The sequence below is a fragment of the Thauera aromatica genome (genome assembly GCF_023093595.1).
Classification (GTDB): Bacteria; Pseudomonadota; Gammaproteobacteria; order Burkholderiales; family Rhodocyclaceae; genus Thauera; species Thauera aromatica_A.
Genome location: NZ_JALLIK010000068.1, coordinates 1 through 19,005 on the forward strand (window position 1 = coordinate 1; position 19,005 = coordinate 19,005).

The following is a 19,005-nucleotide window of genomic DNA, read 5'->3' on the forward strand; positions in this document are numbered from 1 at the left end:
GGCGTCAAGACCATCTGGCTCGGCTTGCAGCGCGTCATGGATGCCGCCGCCACCATACAGGCGCTACGCGAGGAGGCCGAGTGACGGGAGTTGTGTATAACGACATGGGTTAAGGTTGGCAGCCCCAGTTGCTTGTGCTGTTCGTTGATGCGGGCTTGGGTGATCAGGCGTCGATCCGAACCCGGCGTGCCAATCGTGATGGCTTGGTCGAAATGCTTCAGAGCCCGTTGCCGCTGGCCGCCAATGCTTGCAGCGCGGGCAATGCTGTTGTGTACGCCGGCGATCAGGATCTGGCTGATGAGCTTTTTGCTGATGCCCCAGTCCTGGGCCAGGCGCAGGTAGTGGCGGGCTTCGTCACGGCGATCGGTTTGCAGCCGTCCGGCTGCCGCCAGAAGTGCGAGCTTGGCGCGGTCCGGGTGGTACTGCAGGGTGTCGCGGTCGATGGTGGCCAGGCTGTTCCAGTCGCCGAATTGCCATTGCGTGCGGGCGCGCTCCAGCAGGGTTGCATCATAGGCATGGGCGTGGGCTGGGGGCTGTTCGACTGGGGTATTCGAAGTGGCCTCGTCTGCCTCAGCGTGCACCAGTTCGGGGACAGCGCGCCCATGGACGGATTCTTCGGCCGTTTGCGGACGAGAGCGTGTGCCAAGCCATCGGGACAAATGGGTGCGCAAGGATGTCGGCATGAGGGGTGTCCATGGGCCTGAGCGGGTTAGTGCCCAGTGCGACCGTAGGTGTCGTCAAAGCGCACGATGTCGTCCTCACCCAGGTAGGCGCCAGACTGCACTTCGATGAGATGCAGCGGGATCTTGCCGGGGTTTTCCAGGCGGTGGGTGAGGCCCAGCGGGATGTAGGTGGATTGGTTTTCGCACAGCAAGACCTCTTTGCCATTCACCGTGACCTTGGCGGTGCCGCTGACCACAATCCAGTGTTCGGCGCGGTGGTGGTGCATTTGCAGCGACAGCTTTTGGCCGGGCTTGACCATGATGCGCTTGACCTGGAAGCGCTCGCCTTCGTCCAGCCCTTCGTACCAGCCCCAGGGGCGGTACACCTTGACGTGTTCCAGGTGTTCGCTGCGGCCGTTGTGCTCAAAAAACTGTATGGCGCGTTTCACGTCTTGCGCCTTGTCGCGGTGCATGACCAAAACGGCGTCGGCGGTTTCGACCACCACTACGTCGTCCAGGCCAATTACGGCTACATGGCGGTGTTCGGCACGCACATAGCTGTTGCGCGCATCGGCCACAAAGGCGTCGCCGATGACGGCGTTGCCGGCGGCGTCCTTGTCGGCAATCTGCCACAGGCTGGCCCACGACCCGACGTCGCTCCAGCCAAACGCGGCCGGAATGACCGCTGCGTGGCGGGTGACTTGCATGACGGCATAGTCGATGGAATCTGCCGGGCAGGCGGCAAAGGCGGTGTTGTCCGGGCGGATGAAGCCCAGATCGACCGTCTTGGCTGCCCAGGCGTGCTCCACCGCGGCCAGCATGTCGGGCTGGTGGGTGCGGAGTTCTTCCAGATAGCGGCGGGCGCTGAAGACGAACATGCCGCTGTTCCAGGTGTAGCCGCCTTCGGCCAGCAGTTGCTGGGCGTTGGCCAGGCTGGGCTTTTCGACGAAGGCCGCGACGGCGTGGGCCGCGGGGGCGGTGGCGACATCCAGCGCCTGGCCTTGTTTGATGTAGCCGTAACCGGTTTCCGGGCCGCTGGGGACGATGCCGAAGGTGACCAGGTGCCCTTGGGCGGCGGTGCGCAGCGCTTGCTGGACGCAGTCGGCAAAGGCGGCGTTGTCGTCGATGACATGGTCGGCGGGCAACACCAGCATCAGCGCGTCGGGTTCGGTCTGGGCAATCTGCAGGGCCGCCAGGGCGATGGCCGGGGCGGTGTTGCGCGCGGTGGGTTCCAGGATGATGCCGGCGTCACCCACGCCCAGCGCCGTGAGCTGTTCTTGAATGATGAAGCGGTGCGCTTCGTTGCAGATGAGCAGCGGCGGTCGGGCGCCTTGAATGGCGTCGGCACGCTGCACCGTGGCCTGGAGCAGGGTGCGTTGCTCGGTGAGCGCCAGCAGTTGCTTGGGCATGGCCGCACGTGACAAGGGCCACAGGCGGGTGCCGCTGCCGCCGGAAAGGATGACGGGGTGAAAGTTCATGGTTCGGTGGGTTCGCTTTGAGGCTGGTGACTGGGTTGTTTACAGCGTGACGCCCGAAAGGGGGCGCCGCGCGCCGGCGGGCGCTTTGCCGGGTGGGCTTTGCAGGCGGGCCAGGCTGTCGGGCTGCAGGCCGATTTTTTGCAGTTGATGCTGGGCCAGGGCGGGGACAAGCAGTCTCAAGTCGGCGCCGGGGGTTGCGGTGGATAGCGCGGCTTCGAAGTGTGGCAGGGCACGTTGGGGCTGGGTGCCGAGGGCGAACGCGCGCCCCAGGGCGTGATGTACGCCAGCCACCAGAACCCGGCTCACCAGCTTCTTGGGGCAGCCCCAGTCCATGGCCTGCCTGGCCAGTTGCCGGCATTGGACGGTGTTGCCCAGCTGCCCGTGTGCGGTGGCGGCCAGCAGCGCGAGCTTGGCGCGGTCGGGGTGGTGGGCCAGGGTGTCGGCGTCGAGCCGGGCCAGGCTGTCCCAGTCGCCAAACTGCCATTGCGTGCGGCTGCGCTCGAAGAGGTGTTCGTCGTAGGGCGCGGGGTGGGGGGCGGCTGCCGGGCTGGGTTCGAGGTGGCTATCGGGTTCTTGCAGTGGTAGCGTCGCCAGGTCCGGTTGGGCTGCGGCTGGCGCCGGCGCCGGGCCAAGCCAGCGGTCGATGAGTTTGCGGAGTGCTTTGAGCATGGTGGTGGCCCGGGTCAGGGCAAATCGTTTCCGGGCTGCGATCGGGTAAGGTAGGGCGGGCGCGTCAATGCCGCTCAGTTCTCGTCAAACACCGCGTCGAGGGAGTCGGCGTCGAGGATGCGGTCAGCCCAGGTGTCGAGCTGGTCGAGCGTGGCGGTGTCGAGACGCTGGCGGGTAGCGTCGGACAGGGGGCCGAAGCGTTTGGTGAGGTGGCGAGTGAGGATTGCAATGGCTTTGTTGCGTTCGCCTTGCTGCATGCCTTGCTGCATGCCCTTCTGCATGCCTTGCTGCACGCCAAGCTCTACCCCGCGTTTAGTGGCAAGCCGCTCAATGCTGGTGACGTAGCGCATTTTGGTCTCTCCTTCAATCGATTCAATATCTTGCCATAGCCGCTGTTCCAGCCCTTCGGGCAGGCGCATCATCCAGTCGAGCACGGCAAACAGGTCAAGGATGCGCTGGCGGTCCCAGCCGTGGCGGTACAGCAGCCAGACCAGGGTGCGCTTGGCGTGGTAGCGCGCTTCGGGGTCGTGCCGTGTTTGCCGGGTGCGCAGGTGGGCTGCGGTGACGATGGCGAAGGGGTTCGGGTTGGCTTGCAGGTCATCCAGCTCAATGGTGTACTCGAGCAGCTTGGCGACTGGAAAGTCGAGCGTGTGCCGGCAGCCGAGCACCTCGAATCCAAAGTGGTCCGGTTTCCATTCTGCGTCCTGGTCGGCCAGCACGGCCAGGCTGGCGATGGGCCGATGGTAGCGGTCGTACAAGCGGTAATTGTAGGTGAACATCCGCTGCGCAAAGTCGGTGTCGCGCTCGCCTTGTACTTCGATGTGGATGTAGATCCACTTCTGCGTGCCGTTCTTTAGCGTGACTTGCACCAGCGTGTCGGCAAAGCGCTTGCCCAGTTCGGCGTCACGGACGACTTGGCGCAGTTCGGTGTTCTTGAACTCGTGCCCCTTCGTCCAGTCGATTTCAACATGGGCTGCGGGGAAGTAGAAGTCCATGAACTCGGGAAAAGCGTGTTCGAGCACGTCTTTCCAGGGGCTGTCGTAGTGGTCGGCCGGGGTTGGTTGGTGAGTCATCGATTAGCCGTCACAGTCCGGGTTCACGCAGCAGCAAGTCTTTGATGAGTTCGATCTGCGCTTCGGCTTTCACGAGTTCTTCCTGCAACAGTTGCTGGCGGTGCTGCGTTTCGAGGGCGTCGTTCTGGAGTTCCTCGATTTGCTTGAGGCTGGCGTCCAGGCGCTGCTGCGTTTGCTTGGCGTTTTGCTGCGCTTGATCGCGGGCGGCGGTCAGTTCGGCGATCTGCTTTTGCAGGGCGTCTCGGGCGCTGAGGGCTTCCGACTTGGCTTTGGCCTCGGCATCGCGCGCCGCGAGGGCGTCGGCCTTGGCTTTCAGGGCCGCGTCGCGTTCTGTGGTCAGCGTATCGAGCTCGACTTGGCGGTCGGCCGCCAGTTTGTCGGCGTCGGCTTTGGCTTTGTTGAGGGCGTCGAGCTGGGTGGCGCGTTCGGTGGCGAGTCTGGCTTGTTCGTCGCGGGCGGCGGTCAGTTCGGCGATCTGCTTTTGCAGGGCGTCTCGGGCGCTGAGGGCTTCCGACTTGGCTTTGGCCTCGGCATCGCGCGCGGCGAGGGCTTCTGTCTTGGCTTTGACTTCGGCGTCGCGGGCCGCAAGCGCGTCCGCTTTTGCCTGCAGCGCCGTGTCGCGCTCAGCGGTCAGTGCGGTGTTGGCCTGGGCAGCGGCGTCGAGGGCGGCGGCGGCCTCCTTTCTTGCCTGAGCTTCGGCGTCACGCGCCACCAGGGCTTGTGCGCTGGCTTGCTCGGCGGCTTGCAGTGCCTGGGTGAGCTGAGCTTTTTGCGTGGTCAGCGTAGCGTGCTCGGCGATGAGCGCGGCGTTCTCTTTGGTCAGCGCATCGAGCTGGGCCTGGCGGTCGGCCGCGACCTGTGCGGTGGCGGCTTTGGCTTGGGTCAGGGCGTCGAGCTGGGCGGCGCGGTCGGTGGCGAGTCTGGCGTGTTCGTCGCGGGTCTGGGTGAGCTGATCGATGGTGCGGGTGAGTTGTGCGAGCTGTTGCTGCAGGGCGCTGCGCTCGGCCTGCAGTGCGGGGGCCTCGTCGCGCAGGAACAGGGCTTCGCCCACGGCGGGGTGGTTGGTTTCACCCAGGTGCACGCATCTGAAACCGTGTTCCGCGAGGAATTCGGTGGAAGCGGCGAGGCTTGCGGCAGGGTCGTCGAGCCGGGCGGGGTCGAGCACGGCGCGCAGGCAGACCACGCCGACGGTGGCCAGGGTGCGCGGGGCGCCTTGCAGGATGCGCAGCGCGGGCAGGCAGTCGATGATGAGCCAGGTGGGGTGCGCATCGGGCGCGGCGGGCGAGTCGCCCAACGCGCCGGGCAGCGGATGCTGGGCGAGCAGGGTGTCCAGCCGCCGGGCGGGCTGGGTGCTGTGCGGCAGGGCCCGCAGGTTGGGCCACAGGCCCAGCAGGGCGCCGACGGAGAGCAGGCCGTCTTCGGCGGGGTTGCTGGCGTGGTGGAAGTCGACCTCGCCATCGTGATCCGCCACCACGGCGGCCAGCGCTTGCCAGTCGGGCGGCGTGGCGCCCTCCGGCTGGGCGGCGGTGGGCGTGCGCAGCCACTGCAGGCGGGCGTCGTCGGCATCGATGACGCGGGCGTGGGCCACAGGCCAGCGCTGCCATTGGTGGAGCGTGCCGTGCCCGTGGCCGGCACCGACGTGGATGACCGCCTGCGGCGGCGCGAGGCGACGGGCCATTTCGAGGCAGGCGAGGGTGGCCGTGTTACCGGAGATGTGCATCGACATGGTGGACATCAATCCTGCAGGGCGTTTGCGATCGGTGCGCGAAGCGCCAGGATGCGGCGGCTGTCGTCGGCGAGCTTGAACCAGTCCTGCCAGGCGCGGCTGATCTGGGCGCCGCTGGTTTGCAGGGTGGCGAGCAAGGTGGGCAGGGCGTCGATGAGGGCGCGCAGGAAGTGGTGGTCGGGGGGGCCGAGCCGGTTCCAGATCTGCACGTCCATGGCGTCGGGCAGGGCGAAGCGCAGTTCGAGTTTGGCGCCGTGGTCGTCGTAGCTTTCGTCGAACCAGCCGGGCAGCGGGGCCTGGCCGACGTGCTGCGGGAATTCGAGCTTGGGGTGGGTGCCGAAGCGGCGGGGGCCGACGTTGGCGCACGACAGGCGGAATTCGAATTGCGGCCAGCGCTGGGTGCCGAGCGAGAGATTGTCGAGGACCAGCCAGAGGTGTTCGTAGTCGGGGTTGGTCTGGTTGTTCCTGAGCGTGATGCGGTCGAAGCGCAGCGCGGGCGGCAAGGCGGCGAGCTGGCGGGGCAGCTGTGCGAGCGCGGCTTGCAGCCGGGCCGCAGGAAAGTCGGCGGGTAGCTGCAGCTGGTCGGGGGTTTGCAGGGCGTGCTGGAACACGGTGGCGAGGTTTTGCAGCAGCACGAGGTCGCTGGTGGCCAGGCGTGCCAGGGCGCCCTGGGCTGCTTCGGCGCCGGGTGCGAGCAGGACTTCGGCGGCGTCGGTGTCGGCGGGCCAGTGCAGCAGGGCCTGGCCGGCACTGCGCGGGATGCGGATGGCGGCTGCGCCGTCGATCAACAAGGTTTGGCAGGCGAGCTGCGGGATGCGCCGGCCGGCGGTCTCCAGGCCGTCGAGCTGCCAGTCGAGGGTGGCGGGCTCCGTGGCCGGGCGGGCGGTGAGGATGGCGAAGTCGCAGTAGTCGGGCGTGCGCTGCAGCATGCGCTGCCAGCGCTCGTCCTGGGCCTGGCGCTCGTGCTTGAGCTTCTGGTGTTCGAGGAAGTAGTGCTCGAGCTCTTCCTGCACCTGGTGGAGTTGGGTGAGGAGGAGTTCGCCTTCTTCACGGGCGTCGGTGAGCTCGGCGGCGAGGGCAGCCTTGTCCTTGGTCAGGGCGTCGAGCTGGGTCTGGCGGTCGGTGGCGAGTCTGGTCTGCTCGTCGCGCGTTTTGGTCAGGTCGGCGATCTGCTTGTTGAGCGTGTCGCGGGCGGCGGACAGGGAGGTTTTGTCGGCTTGGGCTGCTGCGAGTTGCTGGGCGGTTTGCTGTTCCTTGAGGAAGAGGCTCTCGAGTTCTTCCTGCACCTGGTGGAGCTGGGTGAGCAGCAGTTCGCCTTCTTCGCGGGCATCGGTGAGCTCGGCGGCGAGGGCGGCCTTGTCCTTGGTCAGGGCGTCGAGCTGGGCCTGGCGGTCGGTGGCGAGTCTGGCCTGCTCGTCGCGGGCCTGGGCCAGATCGGCAATCTGTTTGTTGAGGGCGAAGCGCGTGGTGGTGAGCTCGGCGTGCGCGCGTTCGAGCGCTTCGGCTTCCTTGCTGCGGTCGCAGAGCTGGCGGTAGGCGGCGATGACGAGGTCGGTGGTGAGCGCTGCCGTTGTCGATGTGTTGTCATCCGACAACGGGGTGAGGCTGGCCAGCACTTCCTGCTGCAGGGCGTGTTCGGCGCTGTGGCCCTGGATGAGTCGATTGGCCAGGTAATGGGCGACCGGGTCGATGAGGGCGGCTGCGGGCATGGGGGCGGCGTCGCCCTGGGGCTGCAGCGGCAGGGCCCATCTGGACACCAGCAGATCGAGCAGCCGCGCCGGCTGGGCGAGCGCTTCGTCGGCGGTGATCAGCACGCTGCGTTCGGGGTGGCGCAGATGAAAACGCAGCATGGCCTGGTGGGTGTCGTGCCAGCGCTGCAGCACCTCAGCGGGGCTGGCTGCGTCGGTCGGGGTGGCGATGGCGTGAGCCAGGGCTTGCTCGGGCGATATGCAGAGAAGCACGAAGTAGAGCTGCGGGTCGAAGTGGTGCCAGAAGTCGAGCAGCTCGACGCTGCGCGGTTCGGTCCAGCCCCAGACGGGGGCGTCGAGGTTGCCCATGAAGATGTCGGCTGCCAGTTGTTCCCAGAGCCGGCCGAGCTGGGTGGCGCCGCTGCCGCCCGCCTGCCGGGCCAGCACGCGCTGGTGCCAGGCGGCGATGTCCATGCCGTCGCCGCGCGGCGAGGGGCGTGCCGGGGCGAGGCCGCTGGCGTGGAGCTGGTACGCCACGGCGTCGAGGGCGGGATGGGCGATGCTGGTGAGGCAGAGGGTCTTCATGGGCGGAGTTCGTCGAGTGGCGTTGCGCGAGGGGGGCGGATGGTGTCGGCGGCGGGGTGGAGCGCCGCCTGCAGAGCGGTGAGTCGTTGTTGGTAGCGCGCGCCGATGGTGGCGGGCGCGAAGAATTCGGCGCGGGCGAGCGCAGCCTTGCCGCGCGTGTGGCGGCGGTCTTGGACGACGGCGAGCTCGCGCATGGCGGCGGCGGCGGCGTCGAGGTCGGGGTCGGCCCAGCTGTTGCCGCGGGCTTCGACGTAGTCTTGCGGCCTGGGGTGCTGCGGACGGGCGGGCACGAGGCGGGCACCGGCGGGGCGGCAGAAATCGACGTTGCCGCCGTAGTCGGTGGCGATGACGTCGAGCCCCAGCAGCAGGGCCTCGGCGATGCCGCGGCCGAAACCTTCGGCGCGGTGCAGCGACACGAAGCAGTCGCAGGCGCGGTAGAGCTCGAGTACCTCGGCCTTGTCGAGCATGGCGTCGATGACGACGATGCGGGTGTCTTCCTGTGCCTGGGCGCGGATGCGCTGCCAGATGTGGTTGCGCGGGTCGGGGCGCATGCACTTGATGACCAGGCCGACGTGATTGTGCTGCCCGGTGTCGGCCGGGAAGGCACGCAGGAAGGCTTCGAGCACGCCGAGCGGGTTCTTGCGCTCGATGAAGGAGTTGCCGTCGAACGAGAACACGAACAGGGTCTTGTCGGCGGGCAGGCCGAAGCGTGCGCGTTGGGGCGGGGCGGCAGTGTCGACCTCGGCGGGCAGGCGCACCGCCATGGGCATCCAGCACACCGGCACCGGGCTGACGCGGCGCATGGCTTGTTCGATATGGCGGCTGGAGGCCCAGGCTTCGTCGACGAGGTTGAAGCAGTGCACCCAGTTGGCGGGCCAGTCTTGCAGTTCCCACGGCCAGTAGCCGATGGTGTAGCGGCCTTCGAAGTGCTCGGCGCCGCGCTCCACGAACAGGCGCAGGTGCTCCAGCGCGGTGAGGCAGACGAGGTTGATGCCGTAGCGCGGGGTGTCGACGACCCACGGGGCGATGCTGCGGTCGTGCTGGCGGATGTTGCCGCCGGGGGCGAAGTCGATGACGCAGAACGGGATGCCGGCGGCGTGGCAGGCGTGGGCGGCCATGCGCACGTCTTCGCCGATGCCGAGCTCGCCAAAGGCGTAGCCGATGAGGTTGACGCCGAAGGGGTGGGGCTTGTCCGAGCGCTCGCGGGCAGCCGCTGCGGGGGTTGCACGCAAGGTGGTTTGTGCGTCGGCCTGTAGCGCCCGCTGCAGCAGGAGCAGGCTCGTTTCTTCGTGCGCGTAGCGCTGCAGCCAGTCACCCAGGCCGCTTTGCCCCTGTGTGGTGCGCAGGTCGAAGGCGGCTTGGAGGTCGGGGCGCTGGCGGTAAACCAGCTGAGCGAAGCGGGTTTTGACGAGATCGGAGTGGTCGAGCAGGAAGCGCGCCTGCCAGAGGGCGACGCGCAGCAGTTGCGGATCGAAATCGCGCCAGCCACCGGTACACCAGAACCAGCCGAGCGCTGCGGCCTGGCTGTCGGCATTGGGGAGTGCGGGGTCGATGCCGAGGTCGGTTCGGTGCGCTATGGCGAGGCGCAGGAAGCGCGAAATGCCGCCGGACCATTCGCTGGCGGGCACCACTGCGGGCTGCGCGAGGTTGTCCCAGAAGCTGTCGAGGGCATGCAAGGCCTGGTATTCGCGCCCGCCGCTGCCCACACTCCAGGCAAGAAAGCCCAGCCGGCCGGCTGTGGTGTCGAGCGGGTAGCGTGGCTGCAGATCCTGGTCGCGCAGCTGCCAGATGGCCAGCAGCAGCGCGGGGAAGTCACCCATGCCTTCGACCGCCAGCGCAGGGACGGGCTGGGCGTAGGTGGCCGCCGGCCCGCCGGGGGGGCGGGGCGGGAAGAGGGCGGCGAGGGCGGGGGGCGAACTGTCAGTCATGCAAGACTTGCTGCCGGGCCTCAAACCGCAGGGGCAATCGCAACCGCCCACAGGTCGTAACTGGTCCCGGGGGTGATGCGTGCTTCGCAGAAACCGGCTTGCGTGAGTTGTGCGCCGAGCCGTTGTGCGGTGAAGCCGGTGCGGTGGGCCATGAAGAGGTTGCCGCGCTGGATTGAGGCGCGGTGGCCGAAGAGCATGTCCAGCGCGGTGACCGGGCCCGCGGGTGAGGTGTAGAGCACCTCGTCGAGCCGGCCCTGGGTGATGAGCTGGGCGATGCGTTCGAGGTTGGGCAGGTTGATGAGGGCAAAGCCGCCGGGGTGCAGCACGCGGCGGATTTCCTTGAGCGCGGTGGGTACTTCGTGGGTTTCGAGGTGTTCCAGGTTGTGGGACGACCAGACGGCATCCACGCTGGCGTCGGCCACGGCCGCCATGTCGGTGATGCTGGCGACGATGTCGGGGCGAACGGTGGGGTCGATGTCGAGTTTGACTTCTCGCCAGTCAGAGCCCTGGAAGCAGGCCGGCATGCGGTTGGGCGAGGCGGTGCCGCAGCCGACGTGCAGCAGGGTTCTGGGGCCGGGCCGCTTCAGGCTGGGGATGAAGGCGGCGAGGTCGTCGTGGGTGATTTGCATGGGTGCGGTTTGGGCTGTGGGTCTGGGGGACTCCAGGGTGCGAATCTGGGGCGTGATTCAGACCCGTGGGGTCAACGGGCGCGGTGGCAGGGCGAGCCCGCCATAGGGGCCGGTGCTGTAGTCTGCACTGAGGCCGGGGTGATAGTAGGGGTCGCCCTGGGCGCAGAGGGCAGACCAGCGCTGAATGAAGTGGCGTTGTTCGCGGTGGGCGCGGGCGGCTTTTGCTGGGGAGTCTTCTTTGCCACGGCTGGCGGATTCGGCGTGGGTGAGGGTGGCGAAGGGTGTCCACACCAGGTTGAGGCCGGATTCGCGCAGGCGCAGGCAAAAGTCGACGTCGTTGAAGGCGACCGGGTAGCGGCGCGCGTCCAGGCCGCCGTGGCGCAGGTAGTCGTGCTTGCGCACCAGCAGGCAGGCGGCGGTGATGGCACTTTGCTGGCGCGCGACCTGGTTGAGGCCGAGATAGCCGGGGTCGTGCTGGTCGTTATGGTTGCCGGTGTGGGCGGCCAGGCCGTTGATGCCGATGACGACGCCACCGTGCTGCACCATGGCGTTGGGCCACAGTAGCCGCGCGCCCACGGCGCCGATGCCGGGCCGCAACAGCTGGCCGATCATTTCGCGTAGCCAGTCGGGGTGGCGGATGGCGATGTCGTTGTTGATGAGGCCGATGATGTCGCCCTGGGCGTATTCGACCGCCCAGTTGTTGATGGCGGCGTAGTTGAAGGGCTGCGGGTAGCGAAGTACGCGCACGCCTTCGGACTGGACATGGTCGAGCCAGGCGAGGGTGTCGGCGTCGCGCGAGTCGTTGTCGACGACGACGATCTCCAGGCTGGGATAGTCGGTGTGGTGCAGCAGACCTTCGACGCAGGTGCGTACCAGCGCCAGTTGGTCGCGGGTGGGCACGATCAGGCTGACGGTGGGGGGCTGGGGCGGTAATGGCCAGTGCACGCGGGTGAGCGCAGGGAAGTCGGCCACATGGGTGAGCCGGGCGCCGGGCATACGCTGGTTGGCAAGCCAGTGCAGTGCCGGCTGGCGAGTGGCGTCTGGCAGGGCCTGGTGTGGGGCGGCGGGCGCACTTGCGCTGCGGTGATAGAGCACCTGAGGCAGATGGACGACCGGCCCGGTGCTGCTGGCAATGACCCCGGCCAGCAGGCTGTGCCAACACACGGGCAGTTGTGGGCCGTGCTGGGAGAGGTATTGCAGTGCGCGGCGCAGTGCGCAGGCGCTGACAGCCGTGCCGGGGGTAAGGAGGTCGATGCCGTAAAACAGGGTTTCGTCCCAGGCGGGTTTGAGCCAGGGGTTACTGCGCTGGCCGTCGGCGTCGTCCTGGTCGCAGTCGGCATAGGCCCAATCTGCTTGGTGCGTAGTGAGGGCGGCAAGCAGGGTGTCGAGTGCGTGGGTCGGCAGGTGGTCGCCGCGTTGCAGGGGGATGATGCAGGCGAGCGCCGGGTCTGCCAGTTGGGTGGCAAGCTGCTGCGGGAAAATTGCCAGGGACGTGGGCGTGCTGCCGCCGTCCAGGCGCAGGCTGCGGATTTGGTCAGCCGGCAGGCGTTGTTGCCGCAGGCTGTGCAGGCTGCGGGCTTCGTCCGCCGCGCTGCCCGGGCCCATCAGCAGGACGAGCGCGCTGCCTGTGTTGGTTTGCATGGGCTGTGCACGCTGGAAGGCGGCGTGCCACTGTGCGTAAACTCCAAAGCCGGCGCTGCGCGGGGCGAGGGTGTCCTGGTGCTGCAGCAGGGTATCCAGCAGGTGGTGCACCGGGAGTTGGTCAGGCGTTTCGCCACAGGCGCGTGCAAGCAGCGCACGGGCGCCTTCGGGGTGTACGCAGAGGGAGATCGGGCTGCCGGTAAGCGGCACCCCGCGGTCGGTTTCAAGGGCAAGGGTGTGGACCTGCCCGTCGGCGAATGTCCAGGGTAGGTCGATGTCGAAACCGTGATCAGCCGTGGCGCGGTAGAGCAGTGCGGGGTGGTGACGGTTTGCGGTGGCGTCAAGAACGCGTTCCCAGCCAGCGGCCGTTTTGTGCAGGACATGGATGTCGACGTGGCGGGTGGGGGCATCCGAATCCCACGCCCACCCGCGCAGTGTGAGGCCGCCGGTGTGCCAGACTTGTGCCGAGAGCCGGTCTGTTAGCGAAGCGGGGGTCTGGGCAGGCAGCCGGATGTCTCCGTCCAGCCAGGGGCCTTGATTGGCGATGCGGGCGCGCAGGCAGGCATTGTCCTTTAGCCAAGGCTTGCGCACATGCACTGCAAAGCCATGAAACCCATCACCCGCTGCGTCGTCGTTGCCTTGGTCGAGGTCGGCGCGCACCACAGCGACACAGGCGTCGTCGACGTAGATTTCGACCGTGAGCCGTAGGTCTGGGGTTCGGGGGTCGAAAGCCCAGCCGTGCAACACGTCGCCGGCCAAGCCGGTGAGTGAGCCTTGGATTTCGTGCGCTGTGATGTGGTTGGGCGCAAGTGTGAGCAAGTTCGACGCTGGAGTCATGGTGCCGGGGGCGTTCAGGCGCGTTCGGTGTGCATTGTGGGTGTGTGCGCAGCAAGCAGGTGGGTGAACCATTCGGGTGCGGCGGCACCGTCTAGTTGGACGGCGACCGGCGTGCCGCAGGCGGCCAGGATTTCGCTGCGCGATAGGCCGCGCAGTTGTGGGCGTTTGAGCACTTGTCCGGTGGCCAGTAGTTGCACTTCCCACGGGTTGTCCTGGTCGAGCAGCAACAGGGGGGCGGGCTGCTGACGCTTGCGCTGGCGGGCGAAGTGCCGTGCAAGCTGAAGCCAGCGCTGCGGCGTGCCGGGCGACGAGCAGGCGCCCAGCGGGTCGGCAATCAGCCATAGGGCTGCGCTGAGGGGGGGCGCCGCACTGCTGGCGCTTGTGGGGGCGGCGTTGGGTAGGGGCGTGTCTTTGGCTTGATGAAGCCAAACGGTTGCGGGGTGCGCGGTGGTGGTATTGAGGGCGGCGTCGAGTTGCTGGCGGGCGGGTGCAAGCGGGTCGGCCGCCACGTAGCGCCGGAAGTTGGTGTCCGCCTGCGGGTGGCGGCGACGCAGCACGGCATTGTTCTGCATGACGCGAAGCGCCTTTTCCGGGCCGAAGGAATGCCCGCCGGCGTGGGCGATGAAGACGTTGACCGCGCCGACATGTCGCCAGCCCTTGGCGTGTGCGCGAAGGCACCAGTCGGTTTCTTCGCCGTAGCCGCGTTTGAGTTCGACTTCGTCCAGGTAGCCGACTTCATCGAGGGCGCGGCGTTTGATGTAAAGACAGAAGCCACAGCCGGTTTCGAGCACCACCGGGGCAAGCCTCAGGCCGTGTGCTGCCCTGTCGAGGGCCGCGTGCTGTTCGGCATCGGGCATGGGGGCGGCGTGCTGCATGCGCGGGAAACTCATCAGTTCGCCGTTGTTGCTGAAAGGGGTGGCCGAGGCGACGTCGTCTGCGCTGTAAGCCGCCGTGCGCAGGCGGTCGAGCCAGTCGCCGTGGACGCGGGTGTCGGCATTGAGCCAGACGACGTCGCGTTCGGGGTGCAGGGCCATGGCACGGTTCATGTTGCGGATGAAGCCCAGATTCGCTGGGTGGCGCAGGTACTTCAGCCGGCCCTGGCGGGCGCGCTTTTTTAGCGCGGCGGCGAGTTCGACGTCAGGGCTGGCGTCGTCGAGTACGATGAGGCGGTGTGGGGTGCGGTTGCGGGCGGCGTGTTCGATGACGCTGTCGACACAGTCGAGCGTGGTTTGGCGCCCCTCGAAAACGGGCACAAGCACGTCCACCGGCTGTTTGTTCGGTGGCGTCTTGCGTTTGGCGGGCGGCGCGGGTGGGCTGAACACCGGGAGTGCGGCAAGCGGGCTGCCGATAAGCGCTGGGCCGTCGGCGCAGCGCACGTTCAGCACCTCGATGGGGTGGGGCAGCTGAACACGAAAACCACCGTGTGACACGGCATAGCCGGCTTGGACCAACAACGGGTTGGGGTACTTTGCGGGGATGCGAGAGCAGGTGCTGCGGCCTTGATGCTGGAATTCGATTTCGACTTCGAGTGCGCGGGAAGGCTCTGCAAGGTCGATGAGCCAGCCGCCAATCTGTTGCCGGACGGGGTCGTGCCATACGGTGCCGATGACCCGCGGCAACGGGCTGTCGGCCGCTGCTGGGTTGGGGAGTGCGCCGAGTTGCTCAAGAACCTGGCGAAGTTCCTGCGGGTCGGTGATGTCGGGCAGGCTGCGTTGCAGACGCGTACGCAGGGCTGTGGGTGCAATCAGGCCGGCGTCGGTCAGTGCGATGAGCAAGGGCGCGTGTAACTGTCGCAGGTTGCGATCGGTGGGGTGACGGTGCAAGGCGGCTTCGAGTGCGGCGAGCGCTTGCGGCAAATGGCCCAGTTGCTGAAGGCAGCGAACCACCAAGGCGTGCCCCAGCGCTTGGTCTTGTCTGTGCTCGAGTGCGAGGGCCAGATACAGAAAGGCGAGCGAGCTTTGTGCTGAGTATTGCGCTTGTGCTTGTAGGTGCGGCAGCCCGAGCCACAGGCAGGCTTCGTGACGATAAGTTGGGATCTGTAGTCCGAGGCGGGCAAGACGCAGCGCCGTCGCCGTGTCCTCAGAAGAGGCGCACTGGTGATAGACAGCAGACAGGGTGTCGGGTGAGGGTGGATATGCCATGACGATACTGCAAATTTTTCAGACCACGCTCGCGGAACGTGGCCTGAAAAACCCCCGGCTTGCGGTAAAGCAGCAAGCCGGGGAATGACCAGAAGGTCGGCGGTGAAGCCTTAGATCTGGCCGGTGATGATGATCACACCATCAACGTATCCAGCCGATTCGGCAGAGCCGACGATGCTGATGGTGACATCGGCACGGTCTTGACCGTTGGCGAGGTCTTCCAGCCAGTAGGTCTTGCCGGCGTCGTCTGCGGCGCGACCCAAGGCGTTCTGGTACAGCGCGTCAATGAACTGCTCGTCGCTCAGCGGGCCTTGCTCGTTGAGTTCGGTGGAGTCGAGGAAGCTACGGGCGAAGCCAGAAAGCGAAGTGCCTTCGGTGTTCAGCTCGTTGATCCAGTAGTCCGCACCGGCCTTGTCGGCATCGCGGCCCAGCACGCCTTGATACAGGCGCAGCACCGTGGCTTCGGTGGCGTCGGCAGCCACGGCAATCGAGTCGCCGTTGTCGAAGCTGACGAACTCGACGTTGGTGAGCTTGGATTCGACCGAGGCGTTGGCCTTGCTCGTGACACGCAACTCGCCATCGACCAAGGTGACGGTGTAGTCCGACTTGTTGCCGGCGATCCGGACCATGTCGCGGCCTGCACCGCCGTCGATGGTGTCGTCACCCAGGCCGGATACGATCGTGTCGTTGCCTGCGGCGGCGCTGATGCTGTCGTTGCCGTCGCCACCGGTAACCGAGTCGTTGCCGCCGCTGGTGACCAGGGTGTCATTGCCACCGCTACCATCCAGAGTGGTGTTGCGGTCACCGTTGACGGTCATCAGGTCGTTACCTTGACCCGAGACGACGACCCGCTCGACGGTGTTGAACGTGACCTGGATGTCCTCGGTAGTCTCGAACACATAGGCCCGTGCCGATTGCAGGATGTTTTGCGGGATGTCGATATTGACAATCCCGCCAGGGACCGGGGGCGGGGGCGGGGCGATGACCAACATTTCGATCGGCTCGTCCGAGGGGGCTTGCAGCGTTGTGCCGTCGAACCGGCCGACGTTCACTTCGGTGGCGTTTCCGCCGGGGTTCGTCCCGAGGATCTGCTCGATCTGGCTACGGGTTTCCTCGCTGATGTGGGGGTTGTTGGCTAGCGAGTTGTTAAATTCTTCGGGTGCAACGGGAGTGTCGTATTGCATGCGTTAAATCTCCTGTTTATGGCGCTGGCGCCATTCATTCCTTGAAAACTTGCGTGCGAGACATGTCGCTCCAGGGCGAGGCAGGGGGTGAGGCCTGGGTAGTCGTGGGGCGGATCTCGAGGTTTAGAGCAACGAGCGGTTCGGCTCCAGTGGGGCCGCTCAACTCTTTGGCAGCAGACACGATGGCGAGCGGAGGAGATGCCGCGAAAACCACCTGTCCAACGAGTTCGAAGTCGGCAGCGCGTTCGCCGCTGAGGGCGAAGGCAACCGAGGTAATGGGTTTGGCCTGGCGACGGGTACCGACAAAATGCCCGTTGGTGCCGACATCAGGCTCGGCACCTTTGCCGCTTCGGCAAGAGTAGGCCAGCACGAGGCCGGGGGAAAAGTCCGCCAGATCGACGCTGAAGCCTTCGATACGGTTGATCGATTGGGGGGCGCCGAGCCACCCGTTTTCAGCGATGACGTCTCCAAGCCGCTGCACGTGGCCTTTGAGCACCACACGGGGGGGGGGCGCCGTTTGGCGGATTTGGGTTTGCGAGTCCTGGGCATCTCTGCCGGCGGTGGCGATCCGGTCAATGCGCAACTCGATCGGGGAAGACTTGACTGTGCTGGCAAATTCTGTCAGCAGAAGACCCGCCTGCTCCCCTTTGACGCGTACAACGATACAGTCGCCCACCTTGGTCAGCGTGTTTCGGGTCACGCCTTCGGCAGGGAAGAAGTCCACTGAGCCGCGCCCAATCGGGCTGGGGTTCAGCGTGACACAATCAAACGGCCCACCTTGTGGGCCGGATACATACCTGACAACGTAAAGACCGTTTGCAAGCACGGCGATGCGGGATGTGATCTTGGAGTTTGTTTCGGGCATTTGTGTCAGGTGATGCTGCCTTAAGGGCCTGGATTTTTGAGAGTATTTGAGGCAAATTGTATAGAGGAGTTTTATCTTGAGCAAGAGTCTGTGGCACCGCATCTACGCATTTGACATGATCGATGAGGCAGCCTCCTGTCAAGGCAAGCGGCTTGCATGAATTTTGTACGACCTCGACCGCTTTCGCGCGGAAGACTGATTCCGCAGCCAGTAGCACAGGCGACCAATTCATGCTAAATGGGTAGGTGCGGCAGTCCTGGTGGGCAACCGGGCGCGACGCTTGCAGTTGGAACCGTTCAAGCGCCTGGCTGCGACGTTGAAAGAACATCTCGGTGGCGTCTCCACTGGAAACGGCACTGAGTCAAAAACCACGCAGGGCGCCTGCTGCAAGAGGGTTGGATGAATATCTTGTTGATTCATCAGAATTTTCCGGGGCAGTTCCGTAACTTGGTGCCTGTATGGGCTGCGAAAGGGCATGTGCTGGCTGCGATCCATTCTGGTAGCAGAACTGCATCTTATCCGGGCGTCAGCCGCTGTGTGAGCGATTCGCCCAATGTGGGTAATTCAAAAGGAGTCCATCCTTGGGCGCAAGAATTCGAGTCCAAAATGATCCGGGCGGAGGCTTGCGCTCGCGCGTGTCAGACCCTGAAGGCAGAGGGTTTTGAACCGGACCTGGTGTTTGCGCACCCCGGTTGGGGAGAGCCGCTGATGATGAAGTCCATTTTTCCAAGGGCTCGATTGGTGTGCTTGATGGAGTTTTTCTATCGTGCGCGCGGGCTGGATATGGGCTTCGATCCAGAATTTCCGTTGGTTAGCCTGGAGGAGGAGGCCAGGCTGCTTGCAAAAAACGCCAATCTACTGCTGGCCATGGATATGATGGACCTCGGGGTGACGCCTACGCCCTGGCAAGCTTCGACATTGCCGGCGTGGTTGGGTAGCAAGTTGCACGTGATTCACGAAGGCATCGACACCGCCCGCTTCGCACCCGACGCAGGGGCGGAAATCACGTTGCCGGATCGAGGGGTCACAGTTCGTCCGGGGGATGAGGTGCTGACTTTCGTTGCACGCAACCTGGAGCCTGTGCGTGGCTACCATATCTTTATGCGGGCCCTGCCCGAAATCATGCGTCGCCGACCCAATGTCAAGGTGTTCATCATAGGTGGGGATGGCGTCAGCTACGGTGCTACTCCGGCCGAGGGTAGCTACCGAGTGCGGTATCTGCAGGAGGTGGGATCGGGTCTGGATCCCCAGCGGGTGTTTTTCATGGGCCAGGTGCCATATGAAGTGTTCAGGCGCTTGATGCAAATTACACGGTGCCATGTCTATCTCACCTACCCATTTGTGCTGTCGTGGTCGATGCTGGAGGCGATGAGTGCAGGGGCGCTGGTGGTGGGTTCCGACACAGGGCCTGTTCGTGACGTGATCGAATCTGGTCGCAACGGCCTGCTGGCCGATTTCTTTGATGTCGACGCGTTGGCTCTGCAGGTGTCGGAGGTGCTGGCTGAACCGGCGCGGTTTGACGCGATGCGCAGAAATGGGCGGAACACTGTCATCGAACGGTTTGATCTGCAGACAGTGTGCTTGCCGGCATATGCACGACTGCTTCAGTGATTCGACAATAGCGCCAACTCTTTTTCGATCAGGGGTTCGCGCTCTTCGACATTCCATGCTTCCGCTTTTCGATCTGCCCAGCCCTTTTCCTGACGAGCCTGGCCTGATCCGCCTCCTGGAACCTTCCGGCAGCGATGCTGCGATGCTCGCGGCGCGGCTGCTCGACGGCAGCTACGGCGTAAGCGGTAACTGCCCGGCGTCCTTGCCTACTTCGAGATTTCGAAGAGATCGGATCGCAGCGGATTGGCCGCGAAGTGTTGCTTCCACAGCCTTGGGGTGAGCTGCGCC

General features: G+C 65.7%; 13 protein-coding genes. 1 reads left to right on the plus strand and 12 read right to left on the minus strand.

All coding sequences use genetic code 11. The features are described from left to right. The 12 genes from MXC99_RS01490 to MXC99_RS01545 all read right to left on the minus strand — a co-directional run. On the minus strand, positions 1 to 683 hold a 683-nt coding region (locus tag MXC99_RS01490), incomplete at its 3' end, for a hypothetical protein (protein ID WP_247723858.1). Positions 684 to 709: 26 nt separating this feature from the next. Beyond that, the gene (locus MXC99_RS01495; RefSeq protein ID WP_247723859.1) at positions 710 to 2,140 is read right to left on the minus strand and encodes a mannose-1-phosphate guanylyltransferase/mannose-6-phosphate isomerase; all 1,431 of its coding nucleotides are present in this window, start codon (positions 2,138 to 2,140) and stop codon (positions 710 to 712) included. A gap of 39 nt (positions 2,141 to 2,179) precedes the next feature. Beyond that, a complete protein-coding gene (locus MXC99_RS01500; RefSeq protein WP_247723860.1) occupies positions 2,180 to 2,809 on the minus strand; it encodes a hypothetical protein in 630 nt (209 codons plus the stop codon). Between the two features lie 74 nt (positions 2,810 to 2,883). Then, on the minus strand, positions 2,884 to 3,882 hold the full coding sequence (locus MXC99_RS01505) for a DUF4351 domain-containing protein (RefSeq protein ID WP_247723861.1): 999 nt from the start codon (positions 3,880 to 3,882) through the stop codon (positions 2,884 to 2,886). A gap of 10 nt (positions 3,883 to 3,892) precedes the next feature. Next, positions 3,893 to 5,608 (minus strand): hypothetical protein, encoded by a 1,716-nt coding sequence (locus tag MXC99_RS01510; protein ID WP_247723862.1) that lies wholly within the window; start codon positions 5,606 to 5,608, stop codon positions 3,893 to 3,895. 8 nt (positions 5,609 to 5,616) lie between these two features. Further along, positions 5,617 to 7,881: a hypothetical protein gene (locus MXC99_RS01515; protein WP_247723863.1), complete on the minus strand. Its 2,265-nt coding sequence runs from the start codon at positions 7,879 to 7,881 to the stop codon at positions 5,617 to 5,619. Continuing rightward, on the minus strand, positions 7,878 to 9,809 hold the full coding sequence (locus MXC99_RS01520; RefSeq protein WP_247723864.1) for a glycosyltransferase: 1,932 nt from the start codon (positions 9,807 to 9,809) through the stop codon (positions 7,878 to 7,880). Before MXC99_RS01520 ends, MXC99_RS01515 begins: the two co-directional genes overlap by 4 nt. 20 nt (positions 9,810 to 9,829) lie before the next feature. After that, positions 9,830 to 10,438 carry a class I SAM-dependent methyltransferase gene (locus MXC99_RS01525; RefSeq protein ID WP_247723865.1) on the minus strand — a complete coding sequence of 203 codons (609 nt, stop codon included), beginning with the start codon at positions 10,436 to 10,438 and terminating at the stop codon, positions 9,830 to 9,832. Positions 10,439 to 10,495: 57 nt separating this feature from the next. Continuing rightward, positions 10,496 to 12,898 (minus strand): glycosyltransferase, encoded by a 2,403-nt coding sequence (locus MXC99_RS01530; RefSeq protein ID WP_247723866.1) that lies wholly within the window; start codon positions 12,896 to 12,898, stop codon positions 10,496 to 10,498. Positions 12,899 to 12,930: 32 nt separating this feature from the next. Continuing rightward, a complete protein-coding gene (locus MXC99_RS01535) occupies positions 12,931 to 15,057 on the minus strand; it encodes a glycosyltransferase family 2 protein (protein ID WP_247723867.1) in 2,127 nt (708 codons plus the stop codon). A 110-nt stretch (positions 15,058 to 15,167) separates the two neighbouring features. After that, on the minus strand, positions 15,168 to 16,241 hold the full coding sequence (locus tag MXC99_RS01540; RefSeq protein WP_247723868.1) for a DUF4214 domain-containing protein: 1,074 nt from the start codon (positions 16,239 to 16,241) through the stop codon (positions 15,168 to 15,170). A gap of 34 nt (positions 16,242 to 16,275) precedes the next feature. Beyond that, the gene (locus tag MXC99_RS01545) at positions 16,276 to 17,106 is read right to left on the minus strand and encodes a hypothetical protein (protein ID WP_247723869.1); all 831 of its coding nucleotides are present in this window, start codon (positions 17,104 to 17,106) and stop codon (positions 16,276 to 16,278) included. A gap of 399 nt (positions 17,107 to 17,505) precedes the next feature. Between MXC99_RS01545 and MXC99_RS01555 the strand changes: the two genes are divergently transcribed. Next, on the plus strand, positions 17,506 to 18,717 hold the full coding sequence (locus tag MXC99_RS01555; RefSeq protein ID WP_247723870.1) for a glycosyltransferase: 1,212 nt from the start codon (positions 17,506 to 17,508) through the stop codon (positions 18,715 to 18,717). The last annotated feature ends 288 nt before the right edge of the window (positions 18,718 to 19,005 follow it).